The organism is Colwellia sp. KS18-150 (genome assembly GCF_057551365.1).
In genome coordinates, this window is sequence record NZ_BAAJMC010000002.1 from 301,856 (window position 1) to 325,255 (window position 23,400).

19 protein-coding genes are annotated in these 23,400 nt (G+C 38.1%); 10 read left to right on the forward strand and 9 right to left on the reverse strand.

What is annotated here, in order from left to right; all coding sequences use genetic code 11:
- The first annotated feature begins 43 nt into the window (after positions 1 to 43).
- The 6 genes from AC27IF_RS04630 to lhpI all read left to right on the forward strand — a co-directional run bounded on the left by AC27IF_RS04630 (position 44) and on the right by lhpI (position 6,122).
- Positions 44 to 712: a GntR family transcriptional regulator gene (locus AC27IF_RS04630; protein ID WP_487052563.1), complete on the forward strand. Its 669-nt coding sequence runs from the start codon at positions 44 to 46 to the stop codon at positions 710 to 712.
- Between the two features lie 35 nt (positions 713 to 747).
- Positions 748 to 936: a hypothetical protein gene (locus tag AC27IF_RS04635; protein WP_487052564.1), complete on the forward strand. Its 189-nt coding sequence runs from the start codon at positions 748 to 750 to the stop codon at positions 934 to 936.
- A gap of 229 nt (positions 937 to 1,165) precedes the next feature.
- Entirely contained in the window at positions 1,166 to 2,950 is a 1,785-nt protein-coding gene (locus AC27IF_RS04640) for an MFS transporter (protein ID WP_487052565.1), read from the forward strand.
- Positions 2,950 to 4,038, forward strand: a complete 1,089-nt coding sequence (locus AC27IF_RS04645) for a proline racemase family protein (protein ID WP_487052566.1) — start codon at positions 2,950 to 2,952, stop codon at positions 4,036 to 4,038. Before AC27IF_RS04640 ends, AC27IF_RS04645 begins: the two co-directional genes overlap by 1 nt.
- A gap of 17 nt (positions 4,039 to 4,055) precedes the next feature.
- Positions 4,056 to 5,150: a M24 family metallopeptidase gene (locus tag AC27IF_RS04650; protein ID WP_487052567.1), complete on the forward strand. Its 1,095-nt coding sequence runs from the start codon at positions 4,056 to 4,058 to the stop codon at positions 5,148 to 5,150.
- Between the two features lie 24 nt (positions 5,151 to 5,174).
- On the forward strand, positions 5,175 to 6,122 hold the full coding sequence (gene lhpI / locus AC27IF_RS04655; protein ID WP_487052568.1) for a bifunctional Delta(1)-pyrroline-2-carboxylate/Delta(1)-piperideine-2-carboxylate reductase: 948 nt from the start codon (positions 5,175 to 5,177) through the stop codon (positions 6,120 to 6,122).
- A 133-nt stretch (positions 6,123 to 6,255) separates the two neighbouring features.
- Here the strand turns inward: lhpI and AC27IF_RS04660 are convergent, their stop codons facing one another.
- From AC27IF_RS04660 to AC27IF_RS04680, 5 genes are all read right to left on the reverse strand, one after another.
- Positions 6,256 to 8,247 carry a collagenase gene (locus AC27IF_RS04660; RefSeq protein WP_487052569.1) on the reverse strand — a complete coding sequence of 664 codons (1,992 nt, stop codon included), beginning with the start codon at positions 8,245 to 8,247 and terminating at the stop codon, positions 6,256 to 6,258.
- A gap of 183 nt (positions 8,248 to 8,430) precedes the next feature.
- Positions 8,431 to 9,600, reverse strand: coding sequence for a PepSY-associated TM helix domain-containing protein (locus tag AC27IF_RS04665; protein WP_487052570.1), 1,170 nt, complete (start codon positions 9,598 to 9,600; stop codon positions 8,431 to 8,433).
- A 127-nt stretch (positions 9,601 to 9,727) separates the two neighbouring features.
- Entirely contained in the window at positions 9,728 to 11,722 is a 1,995-nt protein-coding gene (locus tag AC27IF_RS04670; RefSeq protein ID WP_487052571.1) for a TonB-dependent receptor, read from the reverse strand.
- Between the two features lie 173 nt (positions 11,723 to 11,895).
- A complete protein-coding gene (locus tag AC27IF_RS04675) occupies positions 11,896 to 13,236 on the reverse strand; it encodes a histidine kinase sensor domain-containing protein (protein WP_487052572.1) in 1,341 nt (446 codons plus the stop codon).
- A complete protein-coding gene (locus tag AC27IF_RS04680; RefSeq protein ID WP_487052573.1) occupies positions 13,233 to 13,919 on the reverse strand; it encodes a response regulator transcription factor in 687 nt (228 codons plus the stop codon). Before AC27IF_RS04680 ends, AC27IF_RS04675 begins: the two co-directional genes overlap by 4 nt.
- Before the next feature lie 360 nt (positions 13,920 to 14,279).
- On the opposite strand from AC27IF_RS04680, the gene murQ reads away from it, so the two are divergent.
- Together murQ and AC27IF_RS04690 are read left to right on the forward strand one after the other, a co-directional pair.
- Positions 14,280 to 15,188 (forward strand): N-acetylmuramic acid 6-phosphate etherase, encoded by a 909-nt coding sequence (murQ, locus tag AC27IF_RS04685; protein ID WP_487052574.1) that lies wholly within the window; start codon positions 14,280 to 14,282, stop codon positions 15,186 to 15,188.
- Positions 15,189 to 15,225: 37 nt separating this feature from the next.
- Positions 15,226 to 16,446: an exo-beta-N-acetylmuramidase NamZ family protein gene (locus tag AC27IF_RS04690; RefSeq protein WP_487052575.1), complete on the forward strand. Its 1,221-nt coding sequence runs from the start codon at positions 15,226 to 15,228 to the stop codon at positions 16,444 to 16,446.
- Between the two features lie 308 nt (positions 16,447 to 16,754).
- Here the strand turns inward: AC27IF_RS04690 and AC27IF_RS04695 are convergent, their stop codons facing one another.
- Genes AC27IF_RS04695 through AC27IF_RS04705 form a run of 3 tightly spaced genes read right to left on the reverse strand, consistent with a single transcriptional unit; the run spans position 16,755 to position 19,543 of the window.
- Positions 16,755 to 17,606, reverse strand: a complete 852-nt coding sequence (locus AC27IF_RS04695) for a MurR/RpiR family transcriptional regulator (protein WP_487052576.1) — start codon at positions 17,604 to 17,606, stop codon at positions 16,755 to 16,757.
- A 44-nt stretch (positions 17,607 to 17,650) separates the two neighbouring features.
- Positions 17,651 to 18,484 carry a hypothetical protein gene (locus AC27IF_RS04700; RefSeq protein ID WP_487052577.1) on the reverse strand — a complete coding sequence of 278 codons (834 nt, stop codon included), beginning with the start codon at positions 18,482 to 18,484 and terminating at the stop codon, positions 17,651 to 17,653.
- Entirely contained in the window at positions 18,485 to 19,543 is a 1,059-nt protein-coding gene (locus AC27IF_RS04705) for a S66 peptidase family protein (protein WP_487052578.1), read from the reverse strand.
- Positions 19,544 to 19,674: 131 nt separating this feature from the next.
- Between AC27IF_RS04705 and cuyA the strand changes: the two genes are divergently transcribed.
- A complete protein-coding gene (gene cuyA, locus AC27IF_RS04710; protein ID WP_487052579.1) occupies positions 19,675 to 20,667 on the forward strand; it encodes a D-cysteate sulfo-lyase in 993 nt (330 codons plus the stop codon).
- Here cuyA and lysA read toward each other — a convergent pair.
- Positions 20,664 to 21,932, reverse strand: coding sequence for a diaminopimelate decarboxylase (lysA, locus tag AC27IF_RS04715; RefSeq protein ID WP_487052580.1), 1,269 nt, complete (start codon positions 21,930 to 21,932; stop codon positions 20,664 to 20,666). The two genes, cuyA and lysA, sit on opposite strands and share 4 nt — an antisense overlap.
- 97 nt (positions 21,933 to 22,029) lie before the next feature.
- Between lysA and AC27IF_RS04720 the strand changes: the two genes are divergently transcribed.
- The gene (locus AC27IF_RS04720) at positions 22,030 to 23,400 is read left to right on the forward strand and encodes a Na+/H+ antiporter NhaC family protein (RefSeq protein ID WP_487052581.1); all 1,371 of its coding nucleotides are present in this window, start codon (positions 22,030 to 22,032) and stop codon (positions 23,398 to 23,400) included.

Below are 23,400 nucleotides of genomic sequence, written 5' to 3' on the forward strand. Positions count from 1 at the left end.
GTCAATTGTATAAAATAAGCAAAATAAAAATACGGCATCAAAAATGGCAATAGAATACAAAACAAGAACCCAATTAGTAGTTGAAATACTTAGAGAAAAAATACTTAGCGGCGAAATTGTAGCCGGCCAACCACTTCGTCAAGCAGCCCTCGCCGAAGAGTTAAATGTTAGTCGCATACCGGTTAGAGAAGCTTTATTGCAATTAGAAGCCGAAGGCTTGGTTACTTTTGAGCCTCACAAAGGCGCTAGTGCAACCGAGTTAAACCTTGACCAAGTTGATGAACTATTCGAGCTTAGAGCGATGATTGAAGGCGATTTACTTCGAGCCTCATTACTCAACATTACCGATGAAGCACTTGAGCAAGCCACAGATATTTTAGCCAAACTTGATAGTGCCTTAGGTAAAGAAAATGCCGCCAACACTTGGAGCGAGCTCAACTCTGATTTTCATAATTGTTTATATTCTGGTGCCGATCGCCCACAAACAGCAGACTTGGTGAACATCCTTAATAAGAATGCCGATCGCTATATTCGTATGCATTTATTATGGGCTGGTGGTATCTCAAAAGCAGGTCCAGAGCATGCTGAACTATTAGCTTATTGTAAATCTAGAGAGTCAGATAACGCTGTTGCTAAATTAAAGCAACATATTTTAAGCTCTCGTGATGAGATTAAAGCTTTCTTGTTACAGCGTGAATCGGCAAATAATTAAGCACAGAATTACAACTCTTTATAAAGCATCAGTAAATGGGCGGCACTCCAACTAAAATTAGTCGCCCCTTGCCCTTCACCAGTTATCAGCTTGTAATTTTCCCTAATAATTTCGACATGTTAGCTAATGAGCATTTTTACTTTGCTAAGCCACTAGCTAGCTCCAAAAATCAAGTAGCTAACCCAAGAGCCACCTGCTCTTTTGATTTTAATATTTATGTTTAGCATTACACCTTTCAGACTCGCATTTACCTCTACTGTATAAACATAAAACCGCGCATATAACCTATTATTTAGCCAAAGCTTCTAATCAATAACTTACTAAAATAAAGCTACTCTGAAGAACGGCATTTATTACCTCCCCCCAAAAAAAAGCATCTATTGAAAAATAAGAGTATACTGTATACAATATTTACTATTGATTAAATAATAACAATAAAACCAATGAGCATGTATGACTAAAAATACAATAACCCCCTTCCCTAGCGCCTTTTATGTCGCCAATACGATGGAAATATTTGAACGACTCGCTTGGTACGGTATGTATACGCTATTGGCTAGTTATATTATGACGCCCAGTACTCAAGGTGGTCTAGGCTTAGGTAATAATGAACGCGGCTTAATCATGGGTGTTGTGCCATTTTTCTTATATTTATTTCCTGTTATCTCTGGCGCGTTAGCAGATCGTTTTGGTTACAAGAAAATGTTTTTATTGGCTTTCACGTTAATGGCGCCCAGTTATTACTTTTTAGGCTATGCCAGTAGTTTAAGCAGTTTCCTTGGTATTTTTATGCTTATCGCTTTAGGGGCAGGTATTTTTAAACCAGTGGTGATAGCTACCATTAGCCGAAGTACTGATGACTCTAATCGAGGTTTAGGTTTCGGTATTTTTTACATGATGGTGAATATCGGTGGCTTTTTAGGACCTGTTCTGGCGCCAATTATTCAAAAAAATTATGGTTGGCAATGGGTATTTATTTTTGCCAGTCTTTGGATTGCGATTAACTTTATTCCAGCATTATTTTTCTATAAAGAGCCAACACGTCAAATTAAAACCGGCGGCTTAAAGCAAGTCATGACTGAAATGCAAGAGGTACTAGGAAATGGCCGATTGGCTTTATTAGTGGTGCCTTTATTGGTGCTATTAGTGTCTTTTTATTCGGGGATTATCAGCAGTGGTAAAGTTACAACAATAATTGCCGCCATACTTATTATTTCAGCTTTTTTCTGGGATTTTCTTATTCGATTAACCGCCAGTAAAAAGAAAAATTCTCAAATGATATCCCCTTGGTATAAACAAACCATGCGAGTCGGTAATAAAGCCTTTATGGTATATTTACTGATATTAACCGGATTTTGGACGGTATATTTACAAATATTCGTCACCTTACCAGTATTTATTAGAGATTTCGTCGATAGTAGCGATCTCGTACATTTATTGCATAGCCTAAGCCCTTGGCTGCATGAACTTCTCACCGCAGTCAACCTAGATACCCTAACCAACGAAATCATCCGACTGAGCCAAAGCTATGCTCACATTAACTTAACATCAGATAAAGCCTCGGTTGCTGAGATAGTTAAGACATTATCGGCACTAGACATTCGCGTACCTGAAACTGAAGTTATCCATGCTTTTACAATACTCGCTCAACACAATGAAACGTTAACGCAAACCAGTACAGTGATCGCACAGCAATGGGCTAATGATTATCGTCAAATAAACCCCGCAACTATATTAAGTATCGATTTTTTAATGATCATACTATTTCAAATCAGCATCAGTCGTTTTATCGGCAAATTTAAAGCATTACCCACTTTAATTACTGGCACCGCTATTTTGTCACTTGCGATGCTGATTGGTGGTTTTGCTCACGGCTTTATTTTTGGCGGTTTATTGGTTGCAACCTCAGTGATTATCTTTGCCATTGGCGAAATGACAGCTGCCCCTAAAAGCCAAGAATATGTAGCCTCATTTGCGCCAAAAGAAAAAGCGGCCATGTTTATGGGTTATTACTTTGTTTCAATGGCATTAGGTAATTTATTTGCAGGTTTACTTTCGGGTTGGTTATATCAATCTCTAGCCATTGATTTGGATAACCCTTTATTAATGTGGGTAATTATCGCCTTACTAGGTTTTTTCACTTGCATCGCTTTAGCTGTGTTTAACCGCACATTAGTAAAAGATATTGAGCAGCAACAGGCATTTCAATTAGCACAAGCAAGTAATGAGTATAATTAATGAATAAGCACAAAATACCTTTACAAAAGTTTCAGCATTGGCAGCCAAACTTAACACAGGAAAAGTTTTTAACCATTAATACTCTTGAGTGTCATACCGGTGGTGAGCCATTACGCATCATCACTGATGGTTTTCCAATACTCAAGGGAGAAACTATCTTAGCTAAACGGCGTGATTGTCAGGTGCATCATGATGAATTAAGACAAGCATTAATGTTTGAACCACGTGGTCATGCTGACATGTACGGTGCGATCATTACTCAAGCGGAACGAGATAATAGTCATTTTGGTGCAATTTTCATCCACAATGAAGGTTACTCCACCATGTGTGGTCATGCGGTTATCGCTTTAGCTAAATGTGCTGTCGAGTCAGGTGTAGTTAAACAAACCGGAGCAGTTACTGAAGTTATTATCGATGTACCTTGCGGACAAATTCACGCTAAAGCTTTTGCCCAAAATAACAAGAAACCCAACCTTATTACTCAGGTTAGTTTCGATTCTGTACCTGCTTTTGTTTTTTCTCAGCAGCAGACGATTAACGTGCAGGATATCGGTGCAATTACTTTTGATATCGCATTTGGTGGCGCTTTTTATGCGTATGTCTCAGCGCACAGCTTAGACCTTACCTTAACTCCAGTCCATCAAAGTAAGCTTATCGATTATGGTCGACGAATAAAACAGGCCATAGTTGAAAGTCTCACCATTACTCACCCATTTGAGGAAGATTTAAGCTTTTTATATGGGGTGATATTTGTTGGTGAGTCGCCAACTGAAACCACTCACAGCCGTAATGTGTGTATTTTTGCTGATGGTGAGCTAGACAGAAGTCCTACGGGGAGTGGTGTCAGTGGTCGTATTGCTTTGCATGTTGCTAAAGCAGAAATCGCGTTACATGAAAGTATCGTTATCGACAGTATTTTAGCCAGTGAATTTACGGTTCAAGCTATTGAGAAACTTAATTATGGCACCGAGAAAGACAACTACCCTGCGGTTATCGCACAGGTGACAGGAAATGCCTTTGTCTGCGGAAAAGCACAATGGCTAATAAACCAAGATGATCCCCTAAAACATGGCTTCTTACTAAGATAAGAGCCGAGGTAATAGTAATGCCAATAAATACTTTAAGACAGCAAGTACTCATAGAGCTTAATAGCGCTTTGATTATTTTTAGCGATATCAATATACGATATTTATCAAGCTTTTCAGGTCATGCAGCTACTCTAGTAATAACGAATAATACCAATTACTTGCTCACTGACTATCGATATTTTGAACAAGCGAAGCAGCAAGCAACTGGGTTTAACGTTATTTGCCGAGATCGTGCTAATCAATCATTAGCTTCCTTGATTGCTGAGCTACTCACTCAAGAAAACTGCCAAAGTCTTCATTTTGAAAGTGAGCATATCAGTGTTGCTCTGTGGCAGCAGATGGCAGAAGAATTCACTCTATTAGCTGGTATCAGTAAAATATTACCACTCACACAAAGTGTCGAAAAACTGCGAATGTTCAAATCGACTAAAGAGATTGCGGATATCCAACAAGCCGCAGCGATAGGCGATCAAGCCCTGAGCAATATTCTCCCCTTAATTAAAGCAGGTATTACAGAACGAGAGCTGGCAAATGAGCTTGAGTATCAAATGGCGGGGCTTGGCTCTGAAGAGTTGTCTTTTGCGACTATATTAGGCTTTGGTGAACGTAGCGCATTGCCCCATGGTGTGCCGTCAAATCGTGCATTAACTCACGGCGATCTCATCTTAATTGACTTTGGCGCCGTGGTTAACGGTTATCGCTCTGATATGACACGTACTTTTGTTTTTGGTCAAGCAGATACTAAACAAAAACATATTTATCAATTGGTACAACAAGCTCAACAAAAAGCCATAGATGCTTTAGCCAAAGGTCAGCATAGCAGTATTACAGGCGAATACGTATATCAGCAATCTGCCAATATTTTATTAGCTAGCGATTATAAAGCCTTTGCCGGTGAAGGTTTAGGACATGGCGTGGGACTGCAATTACATGAACAACCTTTTCTGGGCGGTGATTGTGACACAGTAATTAAACCAGGCTGTGTAATCACTATTGAGCCGGGTATTTATATACCGGATTGGGGCGGCGTACGTATAGAAGATGATGTGGTATTAACCGAGCAAGGTTTAACCATACTTACACAATTCCCAAGAAACCTCATAGAACTTTAATCTAAGATTACCCAAGAGACAGCCATGCAAATTATTACCAATGAACAAGTACAAGCACAATTAAACTTTGAAGAGCTAATACCATTACTAAAAAACAGTTTTAGTCAGCCCTTTCAAATGCCGCAACGACAAGTACATAGTTTAAACCCTGAAGATAATAATAATCACGATGCTTTTGCTCTATTACCCGCATGGAATGATGAGGTAATTGGCAATAAAATGTTTACTTATTTTCCAGAGAATAATGCTAAGCATGACATACCAGGCTTGTTCTCTAAAATCATGTTATTTCGACGCGATACCGGACAACCACTCGCTTTAGTCGATGGTACTAGTGTCACTTACTGGCGTACAGCTGCTATTTCGGCCTTAGCCAGTCAGCTATTATCAAGCCCTGATAGCCAACATTTAATGTTATTTGGTACCGGTAATCTAGCTGCGTATTTACTACACGCACATATTAGTGTCAGGCCATTAAGCAAAGTCACTATCTGGGGTAGAAATGCGATTAAAATTCAGCAATTAATTAACCAATTCAGTGATTTTTATCCTAACATCGACTTTTATACCAGTTTAGATGTTGAGCTTGAAATCCCCCATGTTGATATTATTTGCTGTGCAACCGCTGCCAAAAAGCCATTATTTTCAGGCGAGTTCGTCACCAACGGAACTCATGTTGATTGCTTAGGAAATCATATGGTTGATGCCAGAGAATGCGATAGTAATTTAGTCAGTAAGTCTCGGGTGTATGTCGATAGCTTAGCCAATACTTTAAATGAAGCAGGTGAGCTACTGATACCGATTTCAGAAGGTGTATTTAAGGCAGAAAATATTATTGGTGAGCTAGCAACTATGTGTAACCAGCCTGAAAATCTAAGACAATCTGCAGATGATATTACCTTATTTAAATCTGTGGGTACGGCAATTAGCGATTTAGTGACAGCGTACTTGGTTTATAAAAAGATAACTTAATACTTTATTTCTACAAATTCTATTTAGAGTATTCAGTACCGTTTTATCAACCGTAAGTTAGATAAAATAAACCGCAACTATGACAGAGCTCAATTAGTTGCGGTTTTTTAATGCCCAAATGAAGGTGATTTAACTACTTCCCTAGCACATTTTCTTCTGCTTTCAACGCATTCTCATGCCAATATTGCCAATGCATATGACGTTGTGTTTCTATTAATTTTGCTGGTTGTAAATAGTCTTTATAGGTGTATCGATAAAACTGTCGGGGTTTATGAGGATTAGTTACAGCGGTTTTTTCTACAAAACTATCATTGTGTGATACCAACCAAGCGTTAAATTCTGCTTGATATTTTTCACCACTTTCATCTAATAATTTTTTATAGCCCTCGAAGAAGTCTGTTTTTAGGTAGTGAGCTAATTTTCGGTAAGTCTCGACGTGCTTTTCATACATAAAGCGCGTGGCTAAATAACCCCATTTATAAACTTGATCATTACCATCACGATATTTGGTTTCAAAGACTTGTTGTAAAGTGAGCCAATCTTCTGCAGCTGTTTTATGCAATAGTTTATATGCTTTGGGGTTATCGTCACCCTTAGAAATATACTCTGCAAGACCTTCAGACCACCACACTAAATGACTAGGAAAATGATTAAAAGTATCATACTTGATAAACCGTCCATCTAGATAATGAACATATTCATGATGCAAGTTCCACACTTGAAACTTAGGTCTAACCCAAAAGTGTTCATAAGAATAAAAGGTCGCAATATTGTCAGGATCTTGTGTTGTACCTTCAATATACATACCACCATTATCGGTACTGATATCAAAGACTAGCTGACCATATTTGTTATATTCAGCGGAATTAATAAATACCACTACTCTTAATTTATCATTAAAGTCATTCGCTACCGGTTGGCGATTAGTCGCAAGTTTTTCATGAAAGACATCTTCTTGTGAAATAAGCTGGCGGCATGAGGCGTCTAATTGTTGCTCTGTCATTTTCTGCGTACGGATAAACAAACTATCAGAACAAACATGTTTAATCGGTGTTGCTTCTTCTACTGTTGGAGTGATGCATCGATCCTTCAAACTCGTTTTTTCACACTCAGATTTACCTCTAAAGGTACTGACCACATATGGAATACTAAATAAGGTTTTCTGGTGCGCTAAACTGTGCACTGCATTATCAATCGGTTTACTTAATGCTAGCCAAATAGCATTGTCTAAATCCGTCATCTTTTTCTGAATGGGTAGCTGAGTTTCTTCATCGTCCAACTGTTTTTGCTCTGCCTCACTCTTCTCATAATATGCTGTTAAATATTGGCTATTATAAACATTGTAATATTGAGCAAGTGCCCACAAAGCATGTTGTTTCGGCCAGTTATCACCATCGACAATCGCATTTTTACTATTGATGAAAGCCAATAATGATTGTGGTATCTGCTTGTTTTCTCCATAAATGGCTAGATGCTCTACTTTATTTTTACGTTTTGCTTCATAGGGTAATATTGCACTTGCTCGAAGAAGCTCCCAAAGTGCATATTCATTTGCTTGCTGATCATCCCCTAAGGCTAAATCACTGTTGGCATATAAATCGATTAACTTCGTTAACGAATTAATATGATCAGCGCTTTGTAACTGCAGCGCTTCTAAAAAGTACAACCGATAAATCGCCACAGCATAGTTCTCATGTAATCTCGCCGTGGTGGCGGATATTTGATAGAACCCTGGCATATCTTGTAAGTCTAACAAGGCATTGTTAAGTGCATGAGCGCTACCTTCAACCCAATCTTTATCTGGGCCAAAGCTGCTATATACCCGCAAATAAAAGCTAAGCTTGTCTAGATCTATATCGGATAAATCCCCTTTTTTAGCTAACGCTGAGATAGCTTGGCTAACCTCTAGCAATAACCCTTCTTGGTAATGATCAAACTCTTGACTCCAAAGCGTTTCTAAGTCGCTATTAAGTACAGTTTGTACCGCTTGAGATTGCAAAGCATCGGTTTGCATCCTAACTACTGATTGCTTAACCAAAACTGATTCATTATTCGCTGAATGACTACAGGCATTGATAGCAAAAACGGTGGCGAGTACAAAAAGGAGTGCATTGTTAATTTTCATGGTATTTACTGAGTAAAGTCAAATTAAATATAATGTATACAATATATTTAATTTTCTCAAGTGATTTTATTTTCTTAATTAACAGCGCCGTTTATAAAAAAGAAAAGCTACAAACACGTTAATGTTTGTAGCTTTTCTTTGTACTGATTCACTCTTTCTCTTCTTATCTAAAAAGGCTCACCATCATTCAGTTTCAACCGCTTTATTCGCTACTGGCGCCATCAAAGGTTGCTTTTTACGACGTAGCCATGGAGTGACTAAACGTCGCCAAGAAAGCGTGAAACCGGTATACACTAAAAAGCAGGCTGCGAGAGAAGCTAAGCCTGCAATAGTTTGCCCAATAACACCAAAGTATTCTCCTGTATGTAGAAAACGTACAACGCCCCATGCTTGAGCCCCTTTGGGCCAATCTGTGTTACGCTCAACCTTAACGACTTCACCGGTATCATTATCTAAAAATAAAGCATAAGACACGGCATAATCGTTTGCTAAACTTTCGTCAATCCAAAAGCGTGTATTTCCCGCTTCTCGACCAAACTCTAACCACATAGAGTGCCAGTTTTCATAACCTGTTTCTGCTGCGTGACTTTTAGCTTTTTCAAACAAAGCGTGGTAAGTCAATTTACCGTCAACAATATCAACATATTCTCGTTTTTTACGTGGCGCTGGGGCTTCTTCATTATTAATGGCATAAAGTGCATCATTTGCCCAATGAAAGTGAAAAACAGTAGCCGACATAACAATGACAAACAAAGGTATTAACATCCAAAAGCCTAAAACATGGTGCCAGTTATAGTGCCTTGCATGTTTACTTTTATAACGCTTTTTAAACAGTAATAGTGCCTTAAAAGATGAACGGTTAAATCGACGAGGAAACCATAAATACAAACCTGAGATAATCAAAAAAACGAACAGTAAATTACTATAAGCGGTTATTTCTTTTCCTATCGCTTGTTGTTTACCAGCAAGTGCTAACCAGCGATGTAAGTCCGTAATAAAATGTAAAGTTTCAACAACCCAGCTTTGGCCTTCTTGTAAAATTTCTCCTGTATAAGGGTGTATTACATAACTATTGGGGCCTGCCCACAAAGGAATAGCTCGGCCTTCTTCATTAACCCACTGTATATAAAAATGATTTTCTTGAGGATGTTTTTCTCGTCCAATTGCCAGTATGTCATCTGTGCTAAGAGTCGCTTTATCCTCTTGAATCACTACATTATGACGTGAGGCATCCCACTCTTCTATTTGTGCTTCATAGGTTAACAATACACCAGTAGCTGCCATGATAAATACCACAACACCAACACTGATACCCACAACTAAATGTGACCAAAACAGGAACTTTCGAAACATTTTAACCCTTAATTGTTTTAAACAATTTGTTACTCTCAACATTGTTAATTTTTACTTGCTCAAGATAAAAAATAACAAAACGGCTATTGTAGAAATACAATAGCCGTTAGTAATACTCTTTCGTTATCTAAAACTGATAACTTACCGATAAACGAATGTCTCTACCCGCTTCGTATATGCCTGATACACCTTCCCAACCGGGAATACCATTGTAATCAGCAACACTTGAATGATCTATGTAGGCTTCATCAAATAAGTTCTGAACGGCAAAATTTACAAGAATGGATTCAATAGGTTGCCACTGTACAAAAATGTCATGAACATTATAACCTTCTTTGTCTATCACTTGCGTCTCGGTAGCCCAACCAATATCAACTAATCGATGGAATACTTCAATATTGTTTAAATCGGCAACATAGGTATAGTTCCAACCCATTTCGATAGTATCAGATAAGGCATAATTGATATTTAAGCCCCAAGTATCGCCACGTACATTAGCTAAGCCAATAAACTCATAACCTTCTACTTTATTGCCATTTAACTCAGCATCGTTATAGGCATAGTTTGCAACCACTTGCACATCGTCAAACCAGTAACCAACTTTTAATTCAAAGCCTTCTGTTTCTAGTGTTCCAACATTTTCATAATACGTACCTTGACCAAGTTGATCTAAAATCACGTTATCGATATCACTTTGATAAACAGAGGCAACAACATTCCAATGCTCGTCATGATAAGTTAAGCCAATTTCCGTATTATCCACTTCTTCTGCTTTTAGCTCTGGGTCAACCGTTATATAACCTGCTTCAATCGTGAATGAATCACCAATTTCTTTGCCACGCATCGATTGTGCGTAACCAAGGTTTAGTTCCCAATTATCATTAAAGGTATATTGCGCACCAATATTTGGGCTAAAACCATCGCTGTCAACGCTATTATCATAAGTCACTTGATCTAAGTCGTACTGATCGAAACGGCCACCAAAACTAATTAATAGCGCATTGTTTACTTGCCAATGATCTTGGATGTAAATACCTGCAACGGTACCTTCTTCTTTGGCGCCACTATCTCCAGGAGCTCCTGCAGTCACTTCATCTTGACGGTATTCAACACCATAAGTAATTTGATGCTCAGAAAGGTTACTAGTATTACGAATATCAAAGCCTGCAGATTTCACTTCGCCTTTGTATGTACCCCATCGAGTGGTTGTTTGCTCGACACTCGCTTGAGTACTGTAAATTGTAGTTTCTAAATTAAGCAATTTATTAAGTTCAAATGCGTGGTTGAAAACAATAGTGTCTCGTTCAACAGCAAGTGGCGATAACGGGTTCCAACTTGACTCAGGCCAGTTAGGGCGCTGAACAAACTCACCTTCTTCATCACGACCTTCATAACTTAGGCTTAACGATTGGTTATCACCAATATTACCGTTAACTTTAACAAAACCTAACTTTTGCTCAGGATCAGTACCTGAAATTTCATTGCCGTTACCGTCTTCCATATTATCGCGATCTGTATAAACGTATGACGCCAATACGCCCCAATCTTCATTGAAACGACCATATAGTGAAGCACTGCCTTGGTAACCAGCATTACTAAAATAACTCGCTTTTACCGCGCCACCAAAATTTTGATCTTCTTCTAATACATCATTAATACTTTTGGTTTTAAAACGGATAGCACCACCAATGGCTCCGGCACCAGCCGTTGCTTCGCCAGCACCGGCTTGTACTTCAACTTCTTTTAATAAGTCAGGATCGATTGCAAGTCGTCCAATGTGGTGGAATAAGGTACTTGTTTGAGGGGCACCATCAACAGTAACATTTAATAAAGTATCTTCCATGCCGCGAATGTAAACTTTTTGCGCTATGCCTAATGAGCCGCCGACAGTAACTGATGGCACTAAACGAAATATATCAGACAGGTCATTTGCTTGATACTTTTCTAATTCTTCAGCAGTTATTACTGTGTTTGTCGTTTGTCCGACAACAACAATAGTTTCCATCTCTTTGTTTTCAACATCGACATTACTATCTTCAGCAAATGCCATCGGTGTAGCAATAGCCAACGCAATTGCTGTAGCTAAAGGTGTTAATCCTCTGCGATTATTATCTAGTTTCATGTTTGACCTTTATGGTTAATTATTATTAATAATACGAAATTAAACGCGAATTATTCTCATTTAGATAAAAAAGTCTATCATTTTTACATTTGTTACATTTAAATAATTAAAAAAGGGGTATAACAATCAGTTGAATTGGTGACTTTATCGTTGAGAATAAGTAACAAAAAACTTTAGTTTTTTGGGAAGCTAATAGTTATGCATAGCCCATCAGGCTTGATGTTCATTGCATATATACTGGCTTTAATGGTTGCTAATTGCCGCTTTGCTAATGCGAGCCCTAAGCCAAAACTGTCGCTATTTGCTGCTCTTGAACTATCAATTCTGAAAAATGGCTTAAAGATAGTATCTAGGTATTGCTCCGGGACTCCGGGACCTTGATCAAGAATATCTACTTGGAATGAGCTTTCATTTTCAAGAACGGATACCGATACCTTTTTTCCTATTGGTGTATACCGCAGAGCATTTCTAAGTACATTTTCTAATGCCTGCCCTGCTGCTCTATGGCTAGAATTGGCAATTAACGCCGAGTCGGGAAATTGGCAATCAATAACTCGGTCCGGAAATTCAAATTTAGCATCATCAATCAACACATCAAGCAAGTCGATTAATTCTAACGACTCTTGTTGTAATTCAGGTTGTTCATTTTCCAGCCAAGCTAAGCTAAGTGTGTCTTCAACCAATTTTCGAATTTGTTTTGATTCTCGATCAATACGATCAATATTTTCACTGGGGTTAAGTAGATTATTCTCTTTGTCTAACGCAATGTCTAATCGAGTTAGTGGTGTTCTTAGTTCATGAGATAAATCAGCAATTAATTGTCGCTGACTGGTAATTTGTTCGCCAATTCGAGCAGCCATTTGATCAAACGTTACGGCAAGCTCTGAAAATTCGTCGTTACGCTTACCCATCATTTTTTTAGCACTAACGCCAAAATGACCTCTACTGAAATCTCGTGTCGCCTTTTTAAGTTGAATTAACGGCGCCATGATATAGCGATATAGTAAATAGGATAAAAGTATCAGTAATATAGCGGGCAAAATAATTTGCAAGGTAACTTGCATATATCGCCAATAAGCACCGGGTCTCATTCGATCTGGCAAATAGACCAGCAGGCTGGTTTTCTTATCGCTAAATTGCATTTGCATGACCGGATTTCGGTCAAAATACAGATGAATCTTCCAATCAATACTGCGACCTAAATTATACCCTTGGTAATATTCTGACTTTAGTGTTTCACCGGCAATATTCTCAATGTCAAAAGCCGCCACCACCATCCAAGTGTTCTCTTGTTTTTGTAGTTGCGTTAACCATTGTTCAAGGGCATCGCTATCACCAGAGACGAATAGCTGCTCGGCTTTGTTTCCCCATGCTGTTAATGTTTTCTTATCTTCCTCGGCTAAAAAACTCATCCCCTCTTCTGTTTTCAAGGTAAGAATATTAAGCAAATAGAAAAGAATGACAATACTGGTAGCAATAATTAAACAGAGTTTTAAAAATAGTTTATTTGTCATACCAAGCAATACCCTTTGCCATGGCTAGTTTGTAGTCGTTCACCTTGCCAACTGGCTTCATTAAGTTTTCTACGAACACGGCTCAAATGCATATCTAAACTACGATCATAAGCGCCAATATTTTTATTAAGTACCTTTTGATATAAATAGGCTTTGCTTAATACCTCACCTCGATGAAGTAGCAATTCCCACAGTAATTTAAATTGAATTGGTGTGAACTCTAAGGCGGATTTTCCCACATAAACCTCTTGGCTTTTATTATTAATAGTTAAGCCGTCTACTGTGAGTTCTTGTTCTGAGGGTTCGACGATATTATGATGACTTCGACGCAGTATCGCTTCAATACGTAATAATAATTCAGCAGTGCTAAAGGGTTTAGCGACATAATCATCTGCCCCTTGGCTAAAACCTTGAATTTTTTCTTGCTCTGCGCCTTTAGCTGTCACCATAATAACTGGCGTTTGACATGATTTTCTTAATACCTTTAGTAATGAAAAGCCATCCCGCTCAGGTAACATCACGTCGAGTAAAATCAAGTGATGTTGTTGTGATGAAGCTCTAACTAAGCCTGACTCGCCATCAAAGCATTGTTCTACTTGATAACCTTTTGAGGTAAGTAATTCTGTTAATTGCTGATTTAAGATTTCATCATCTTCAACCACCAAAATATTAAAATCATTCATAACACAGTTTTTGCTAATCTAAAGCGGTTAATTTTATAGCTATTAGCTTGATTATCAACTACTAACTATGAGTAGAACAACGTAAGTTATATCATTTTGAGCTATACACGCTAATAGCCCCCACTTTAACCTTGCGATTCATTGAGATATAAAATAATAGAACTTCACTCAAACACTCTGACTAGAATGCAAAGATAAAATTCCTTATTTACATAACTTAAGGAATAATATATTCTTTGCGTATTTTGAAACACACTATGATAACTTTACTTTATTATTTATCATGCACGATAGATTAAAGCTAAAACATTGACGGAAAATTAAACGATGGACAAAACATTGCTGGATAAGCAGTCTCTAATGATTGACGAACTTAAAAGTATTTCAACTGAAGAGCAAAATCCAGATACTTTAGACATAGATTTACTCGATACTGATGGCGTACTAGCCATGATCAATAATGAAGATCAAAAAGTCGCAAATATCGTTAAAACAGTTATTCCTCAAATTAGTCAAGCCGTCGATAAGGTTGTTACAGCGCTCGCGTGTGGCGGTCGTTTAATCTATATCGGAGCCGGTACTAGCGGACGATTAGGTATATTAGATGCGGTAGAATGTCCTCCAACCTTTAGTGTTTCAAATAAGCAAGTCATTGGCATTATCGCTGGCGGCGAAAAAGCCATTAAAGAAGCCGTTGAAGGTGCTGAAGATAATAAAGAACTTGCTGTTGAGGACTTAAAAGCGGTCAAGTTAACGAGTAAAGACGTTTTAGTCGGCATTGCCGCGAGTGGTAGAACACCTTATGTTATTTCAGCGATGAGCTATGCAAAAAGTATCGGGGCTTGTGTTGTTGGGGTTAGCTGTAGTTACAACCAAAAGTTTGATCAAGCTAATGACATTAATATTTGCGCCGTTGTTGGTGCTGAAGCATTAACTGGCTCAACGCGAATGAAATCGGGTACAGCACAAAAGTTAATTTTAAATATGCTTAGTACTGCTAGCATGATCCGCTCAGGTAAAAGTTATAAAAACCTGATGATTGATGTAAGTGCTAGTAATGAAAAGCTCTATGCACGTGCGGTTCGTATTGTAATGCAAGCGACGGGTTGTGATTATAATCAAGCCCAAACGGCGTTAAAAAATGCTAATAATAATGCCAAATTAGCGACACTTATGATCCTTACCGGTATGCCTGTCGAACAAGCGAGAGAATCTCTGAAAAGTCATAACGGCTTTTTACGTGAAGCAGTAGAACACAAAGAATCTTAATCCTCTTGTTCAACAATACTTTAGCTAAGGTTGTACTATGACTGTCTTTAAAATAAAAAAACTTTTTAACAAAAATATTCTCTTACAGTACAGCCTATTTATTCTCGCGCTGTTTTCCTATGCTGTTCTTGCCTACCCAACAAGCGCCTTTGCTCCACAAAACAAAATCATTGTTGGTGCAGAGAGAGTCGCCAGCTATTTACCCTTAATAAAAGGAAAGCGTGTTGGTTTAGTGATAAATCAAACTTCACAAGTTTCAGGGCAACATCTTGTCGATTTTCTCATTTCTCATGACATAGACGTTCAAGCTATTTTTGCACCAGAGCATGGCTTTCGTGGTGATTTGGATGCCGGTGAAACATTCAACTCCAGTGTTGATAAAAAAACAGGTGTCCCGATTGTTTCTATTTACGGAAAAAATAAAAAGCCCAGCCCAGAAGTACTAACCAATATCGACGTTATTATTTTTGATATTCAAGATGTTGGGGTTCGCTTTTATACCTACATCAGTTCAATGCATTATATGATGGAAGCTGCAGCAGACGCTGGCAAAACATTTTTGGTATTAGACAGGCCTAACCCCAATGGCGCTTTTGTCGATGGCCCCATTTTAGAGCAGCAATTTACCTCATTCGTAGGTATGCATGAAATTCCGCTTTTACATGGTATGACGGTTGGTGAATTAGCAAATATGTTTATCGGTGAAGGGTGGTTAAAAACCACTAAAAATTTAACGCTTAACGTTATTGCCATGGAAAATTATCAACGTTCTATGCCCTACCCGTTACCGGTAAAACCTAGCCCTAACTTACCAAATTCAGTATCAATTAACTTATACCCGTCGCTCGGATTTTTCGAAGCAACGCCTGTGAGTATTGGTCGTGGCACCCCTTTCCCTTTTCAAGTGATTGGTCATAATACTATCAACATTGGCGACTTTTCCTTTACACCAGTATCCACCCCAGGCGCAGCTTCTAAACCTAAACTAATGGATAAGAAACTTGTTGGCCAAGATTTAAGAGCAAGCCAAGAGAAAGGCCTTAACCTTAGCTATATCATAAACTGGCATCAAAAATTTAAAGGGCAAGGCGAACCGTTTTTCTCACGCGCAGACTTTATGGACAAGTTAAGTGGCACAGATAAATTACGAAAGGCTATTGTTGCAGGTAAATCCTCGCAAGAAATCAAACAAAGCTGGCAGCAAGGATTAACGAGATTTAAACAACAACGTAAACCTTACCTGATTTACGCTGAGTAATACCAATCCGTATAAGAAAGTGATCGGTTAGCGAGAATTTAAAGGCTTATAGGCAAGGCATTGATTGAAGATAATGGTTATTCCCTTGTCGAAATCAATAACGCAGGATATAAGCCTTTAAAACTCGCCCTTGGGAATGCTTGGAGCACCATAATAACGTCACAATGTGAGTAAAATATAGAATGACTATATAGTTACTCATATTGCTTGTTCTAATGTCGCCCATGCCATTCTAAATGAGCACTTCTTTATGCGGAATGGTATAGTATAATTTAGTTTACAAACATGAGCACGATAGGATTAACGACTTAGCGCTTAGATTCTCTAAACTCAGTGACTATGCTATTAGTTTTTTCTAGGTATTTACGACTTTGTCTTGAGGATTGTGTCAGAGCAATAAATAAAATATCAATCATATACTCTTGCGCCGTACGGGCTAAAATTGAAGACAAGCGTAATGAGTCACCTTCAGCAACTGAATATAATTTTACATCAGCTAAATCAGATACCGGCGTTTTACCGTATTTAGACAGTGAAACTATGTTAGCGCCACATTGTTTAGCTTGCTGACAAATTTGCACTATTTCATGGGTATGTCCTGACTCACTAATAGCGAAAACCAAATCACTTTTACCAAAAGTAGCAGCAAGAACCAGTTGCGCATGCGAGTCTGAATTCGCTATGGCACTTAAACCAATCTTTTGTAACTTATACGAAAAATCATAACCTACCAGTGCTGAGCCACCTAAACCACATATTAAAATACGGTTGGCAGATTTCAACAAATCAACCGCTTTCTCAACATTTACTGACTCATTTAAGCCTTTAGTTTCATTTAACACCGCAACTTTACTGCTGAGTAATTTTGAAGCTAATTGCTCTAAAGAGTCATTTAAAGTGATTTTACCATGCAAAGGCTCGGTAGTTTGTTCACTATTGATGGCATCGATAATCGCTAATTTAAATCTAGGGTAGCCTTTATAACCAAGTTTTTGAGTAAACTTCACCACACTTGACTGGCTTACCCCGGCAACATTTGCAAGCTCTTGAGAAGACAAATCTCTTATCGCATTAGCAGAGTTTAAGATGAAATCAGCTAATTTGATTTCACTGTGTGAAAGGGAATCTCTAATTGCTTTGATTTTTGTAAACGTAGACATAAAAACTCATTACTTAAGGCGCTAATTAACTAGCTATTATTAATTTATTTGATTTCTTGGCTTTTTTCTAACAAAGAAAAAGTAAAATCGACCATGCTTTTTTGCACGGATAAATGGTCAATACCAAAGCCATCAGTGACCCGTTCAGCTTCAACATTAATATACCTAATCCCCTGCATTTCAGCATAAACAGATAAAGAACCGTCATCTTCATCAGGGTCTGTTGCCACATCAGGGTTTTGTAATACCGCATTCCATGCATTTTTTCTCATCATATCAAAATCATGGCTATCTGTAACAAAAAAAAGATCATCTTCATCATGTGCACTAGCAGTGACATCAATCAAGTATTTAGCACCTGTTAATAACTTTTGTTGATAATAGGATATCGACACGTTACCAATACCATTTTTACCATCGTGATCATAACCATTACTGTTATTATGAATAGCAACCCAGGTATTAGATTTGTCACTACCACCAATAGCCACAAGAATAAACTCACTCAATTGCTTTGCTTTAAGTTTTGCTTGCAAAAATACCTTAGAATCAGTGCTAATAGCAGGGTTGAGCTTAGTGATGGTAGATGCTCTTCCTAAAGCAGTAAAAATACGATTTGGGTCTACTCTAACAACGTCTTTATCTATATTTAGTTCAATGTATCTATCACCTGACTGTCGTAGAACAACAAACACACCACCTTTATTTTGTACCTGATGAGCAAGGTATTGATTTACCACATGCTCGTTTTCATGAGGGGCAAAAAAATACCAGTTATTTTCTGGGTTATTACTTCCCGTTACTTCGAGAGATATATCAGCTTGCTGTGGAAAAACAACCGCTTGGGATAGTACTAATGCTAAGGTGTTGATCATCATTTAAATTACCGCCATTTCTTCAAGGGTGATGCGTTTATTATTGGCATCCAATGTCACTTGTGCTCCGACAGGGATGGTCGCCATATCATCGATATGACCAATCATCACACCTTTTAATACTGGGATCCCTAAATCACCTAATCTATCTTTAATGACGGTTTCTAAGCTTAACGACGCGCCACTGGCTGAGCAGTCTGTACACTTACCAAAAATAATGCCGGCTAATTTATCCAATCTACCCGCTATCCTTAAGTGAGTTAGCATGCCATCAACACGATAAGGGGCTTCTTCTACATCTTCTAAGAATAATATTTTACCTTTATAGTCTGGCTCATAAGGTGTACCCACTAATTTCACCATTAAGGATAAATTACCGCCAATTAAACGTCCTTGAGCTATGCCACTATTAATTAGTGTTAGTCTATTTTCCTTTTCGGCTTGCCCTTCAATCGCTTCAAATTCAGGAGGTGTAGCTAGCGTTGTATTACGGGTTGGATTGATTAGTATCTTTTTAATATTTTTGACTGTGTACTCGGTAAAGTTTTGATTAGCGATAGGTCCATGAAAAGTTATTAACCCCGTTTTGTGGTGAATAGCATTCAATAGAGCAGTAACATCACTATACCCCACTAAAGCCTTAGGGTTTTTCACGATACTGCCATAGTCTAAATAAGGTAAAATTCGTGGTGAGCCATAGCCACCTCTTAAACAAAAGATGCCATCAATTTCTTGATTAGCAAACATATCATTGACATCCCATGCTCTATCTTCATCAAAACCGGCAAGATAGCCATGGCGTTGAAATAAAAATTTACCTGCTTTAACTTTAAAACCAAATGAGCGAAGTACATCCATCGCAAAATGTATTTCTTCATCTTCCCAAGTATTACTACTGGGTGCGATTAAGCCTATAGTATCTCCAGCTTTTAGTCGTTTAGCTTTTATAATGGCTTTAGAGCCTTGAGAAGAGGCCTTTTCTGCGGCGGTTACATTAGCAGTAAAGGTACTGGCAATAGCTGAGGTGATTAATAGTTTTATAAACGCGCGTCGTTGAGTCATTATTATTCCCGCTCCTTCTCACATCAAAGGAAATATTTATTACAAAATATAAATTAATTTGGAGTAAATATAGTATTCTCTTTGAGAATAAATGACAATAAAATAAACACACCTTAAAAGGTTATATGCAAATGTCTGTTTTAAACTTATATCCACGCGAAAATATTATTCATGCTCCAACGCCAATTGAAGCAATGACAAATTTATCAAAACAACTTAATTGTAATATCTTTATAAAGCGCGATGATTGTACTGGTTTAGCTGGTGGTGGTAATAAAGCAAGAAAACTAGAATACTTAATTGCAGCAGCAAAAGCAGAAGGTGCCGACACTCTTATTACCGTGGGGGGAATTCAATCAAATCATGCTCGTCAAACGGCCGCGGCCGCCGCTAAATTTGGTTTTGATTGTCACCTTATATTAGAAGACGTTTCTGGTACCCCTAAACAAGATTATTATACTAATGGTAATGTATTACTCGATAAACTACTTGGTGCATCTCTTCACCAAGTGAAAGAAAACCAAGACGCCATAAGTGTGGCTACTGGGCTTAAAGAGGAGTTAATACAGCAAGGTAAAAAGCCTTATTTCATACCTATGGGTGGCTCAAATGAAATAGGTAGCCTAGGATATGCTCAATGCGCCACTGAAATTATTAAGCAAATATCCGATCAAAATATTAAAGTAGATCATATTGTAGTCGCTACAGGTAGTGCTGGTACGCAAGCAGGTTTACTTACGGGACTTATTGCTAATAAAGTAAATATACCCGTACTTGGCATCTGTGTGAGTAGAGATGCAAAAGAGCAAATTGAGCTAGTAGAAAACCTGCTAGAAAACACCTTAACTATGCTTGGCTTAGATCCTGTATTAGCACAAGGAAAAGTATGTGCTAATGGAGATTATTATGGTGATGGCTATGGCATAGTAACGGATGAAATGCTTGAAGCGGTTAAGCTAACAGCCCAGCTAGAAGGAGTATTGCTTGACCCTGTTTATACAGGAAAAGGAATGTCTGGCCTGATAGATTTATGTCGCAAGCAACATTTTACTAAAGAACAAAACATCCTTTTTATTCACACTGGTGGCTCTCAAGGCTTATTTGCTTATCAAGAGGCTTTTTAATCTAACCAATCTGGAATAATATCAGCCTTGATGAAGTCATGATAATCAACTCTTTTTCTGATCACTGAAAATTGCAGGTTTTTCACCATGACTTCAGGCGCTAGCATTCTGGTATTATAACTTGATGACATGACAGCTCCATAGGCGCCGCAGCTCATAATCGCCACCAAATCACCTGCTTGCATTTCTGGTAGACTTCTATTTTTAGAGAAAGTATCACCAGTTTCACAAACCGGGCCCACTACATCGTACATACACTCTTGGTTTGAATGTTTAGAGACGGGTAATATATTATGATAGGCATCGTACATACTTGGCCTGATTAAATCATTCATGCCAGCATCTAAAATTAAAAATTTCCGTTCTTCTCCTTCTTTTACATAAACGACTTTTGAAATTAAAACCCCTGCATTACCGACAATTGAACGACCCGGCTCAACAATTATTTTACAGTTCAAATGTGACAGTTCATCACAAGCAACTTGCGCGTATTCATCCTTAGTCGGCAGATCTGTATTTTGATCATAATCAATACCTAAACCGCCACCAATATCGATGACACTAATATCATGACCATGACTTTTCAGCTCAGAGACTAGTTTGGCTACTTTTTTATAGGCCTCTTTAAATGGGGCTAATTCAGTCAATTGCGAGCCAATATGAACATCAACCCCTTGTACTTTTATTCCTGATAAGTCACTAGCAGTTTTATAAATATCGACGGCTTTACTAATAGGTATACCAAACTTATTTTCAGACATACCAGTCGTAATTTTGGCATGAGTATTCGCGCAAACATTTGGATTTACTCGAATAGAAATGGCAGCAGTTTTGCCAATACGAGTCGCAACTTCACTGATCAATTTAAGCTCAGGCTCAGATTCAACATTAAATTGAAGTATATTTTTCTCTAAGGCAAATTGAATTTCTGAAGCGGTTTTGGCTACCCCAGAAAAGACAACTTTTTGTGCTGGGATGCCCGCGAGCAGAGCTCGTCTTATTTCTCCCTCAGAAACAACATCTGCACCTGCGCCCATTTTTGCGAGTGTTTTCAATACCGCTTGATTGGAGTTAGCTTTCACGGCATAACAGATTAACGCATCGAGTTTAAAAAAAGCCGTTTCATAATCGATAAAATTTTCTGCTATTGCCGAGCTTGAATAACAATAAAAAGGAGTACCAATATTATTTGCTATTTCCGTTAAGGAAACCTCCTCTGCATGCAAATCACTTTTTATATAAGTGAAATTATTCGAATTAACCATTACATTATTATTTCATATAAACTATAGTGGATGAATAATTTATTCGCATTTGTCAATATATTCAAGTTTTATTGACTATTATTTAAGGGTTTCCTGTATGGATTGGATCACTATTTTACCTCCATTGGTCGCTATATTCGTTGTATTGTGGAAAAAGGAAGTTATTTTAGCCTTACTATTAGCAATATTTACTGCCGAAGTATTATTAGCAAATTCAGGCCTTGACGTATTATTTCAAGGATTTATTGGTACCCTAGAAAGAGTTATCAGTATATTTTCCTCTGAAGGCAACAGCCGTATTATCATATTTAGTTTAATGATTGGTGCTGTACTCGCCTATATGCGGCACTCTGGCGGAGTAACTGCTATGGTGGAATACATCATTAGTAAAGGGGTGGGTAAAAATAAACGCCAAGTTGCCTTTCTCACCAACTTCACCGGCATGGCCATTTTTATCGAATCTAACTTATCGGTGTTAACGGCAGGTATTTTATCTCGCGGCCTTTTTGACAAATACAAAATGAGTCGCGCTAAGTTGGCTTACATTATTGATAGTAGTGCAGCGCCGATATGTATTTTAGTATTGCTTAATGGTTGGGGCGCTTTTGTTTTGGGCTTATTAAGTAACTATGAGTTTTCACAAAGTGCTGCTGAAATAATGTGGGGAACCATCTTTTTAAACTTCTACCCTATTATTGCGTTAATGATGGTTTGGTATACCGCTTTTACTGGCAATTTGCATGGTCCATTAGCTAGATCTGAGGTAAGTGCCTCAAAGGATATAGAACACAAGCATGAATTTACGCCTACCAAAGCTAGATTTATGATTGTGCCGCTACTTACTATGGTGGGCGGCATGGTCGCATTTATGCTATGGACAGGTAATGGCGTATTAGCAGACGGTAGTGGCTCTAAATCAGTGTTATATGCCACAACTTGTGCCTGTGTAGTTGCCTACTTTATGATGTTAAGCTCAGGCAGGTTTAGTCATAATCAACTGGTGAAAATCGGTTTTGATGGTATGAGTGAATTACTCCCTTTGGTGACAATAGTACTGTTATCACTTACTTTAGGCGCTAGTTTAAAAGTATTAGGAACAGGTATTTTTATTGCGCAAGTTGTGGGCGATTCATTACCCTTGTTTATGATAGCTCCAATGCTATTTTTAGCCGGAGGCGTTATTGCATTTTCCACAGGAACTTCTTGGGGAACCTTTGCCATTTTGATCCCCATCGGTGTCCCTTTAATTCAAACATTAGGTTTACCTCCTTCATTTATTATTGCCGCTATTTTAGGTGGTGGCGTATTCGGCGATCATTGTTCGCCAATATCCGATACCACAGTGGTATCCTCATTAGCCTCAGGATGTGATTTACTAGAACATGTAAAAACACAATTACCTTACGCTGTTTTTGGTGGAGTATTAACCTTCTTTCTGTATATTGTTTATGGGATAGCTTTTCTGTAA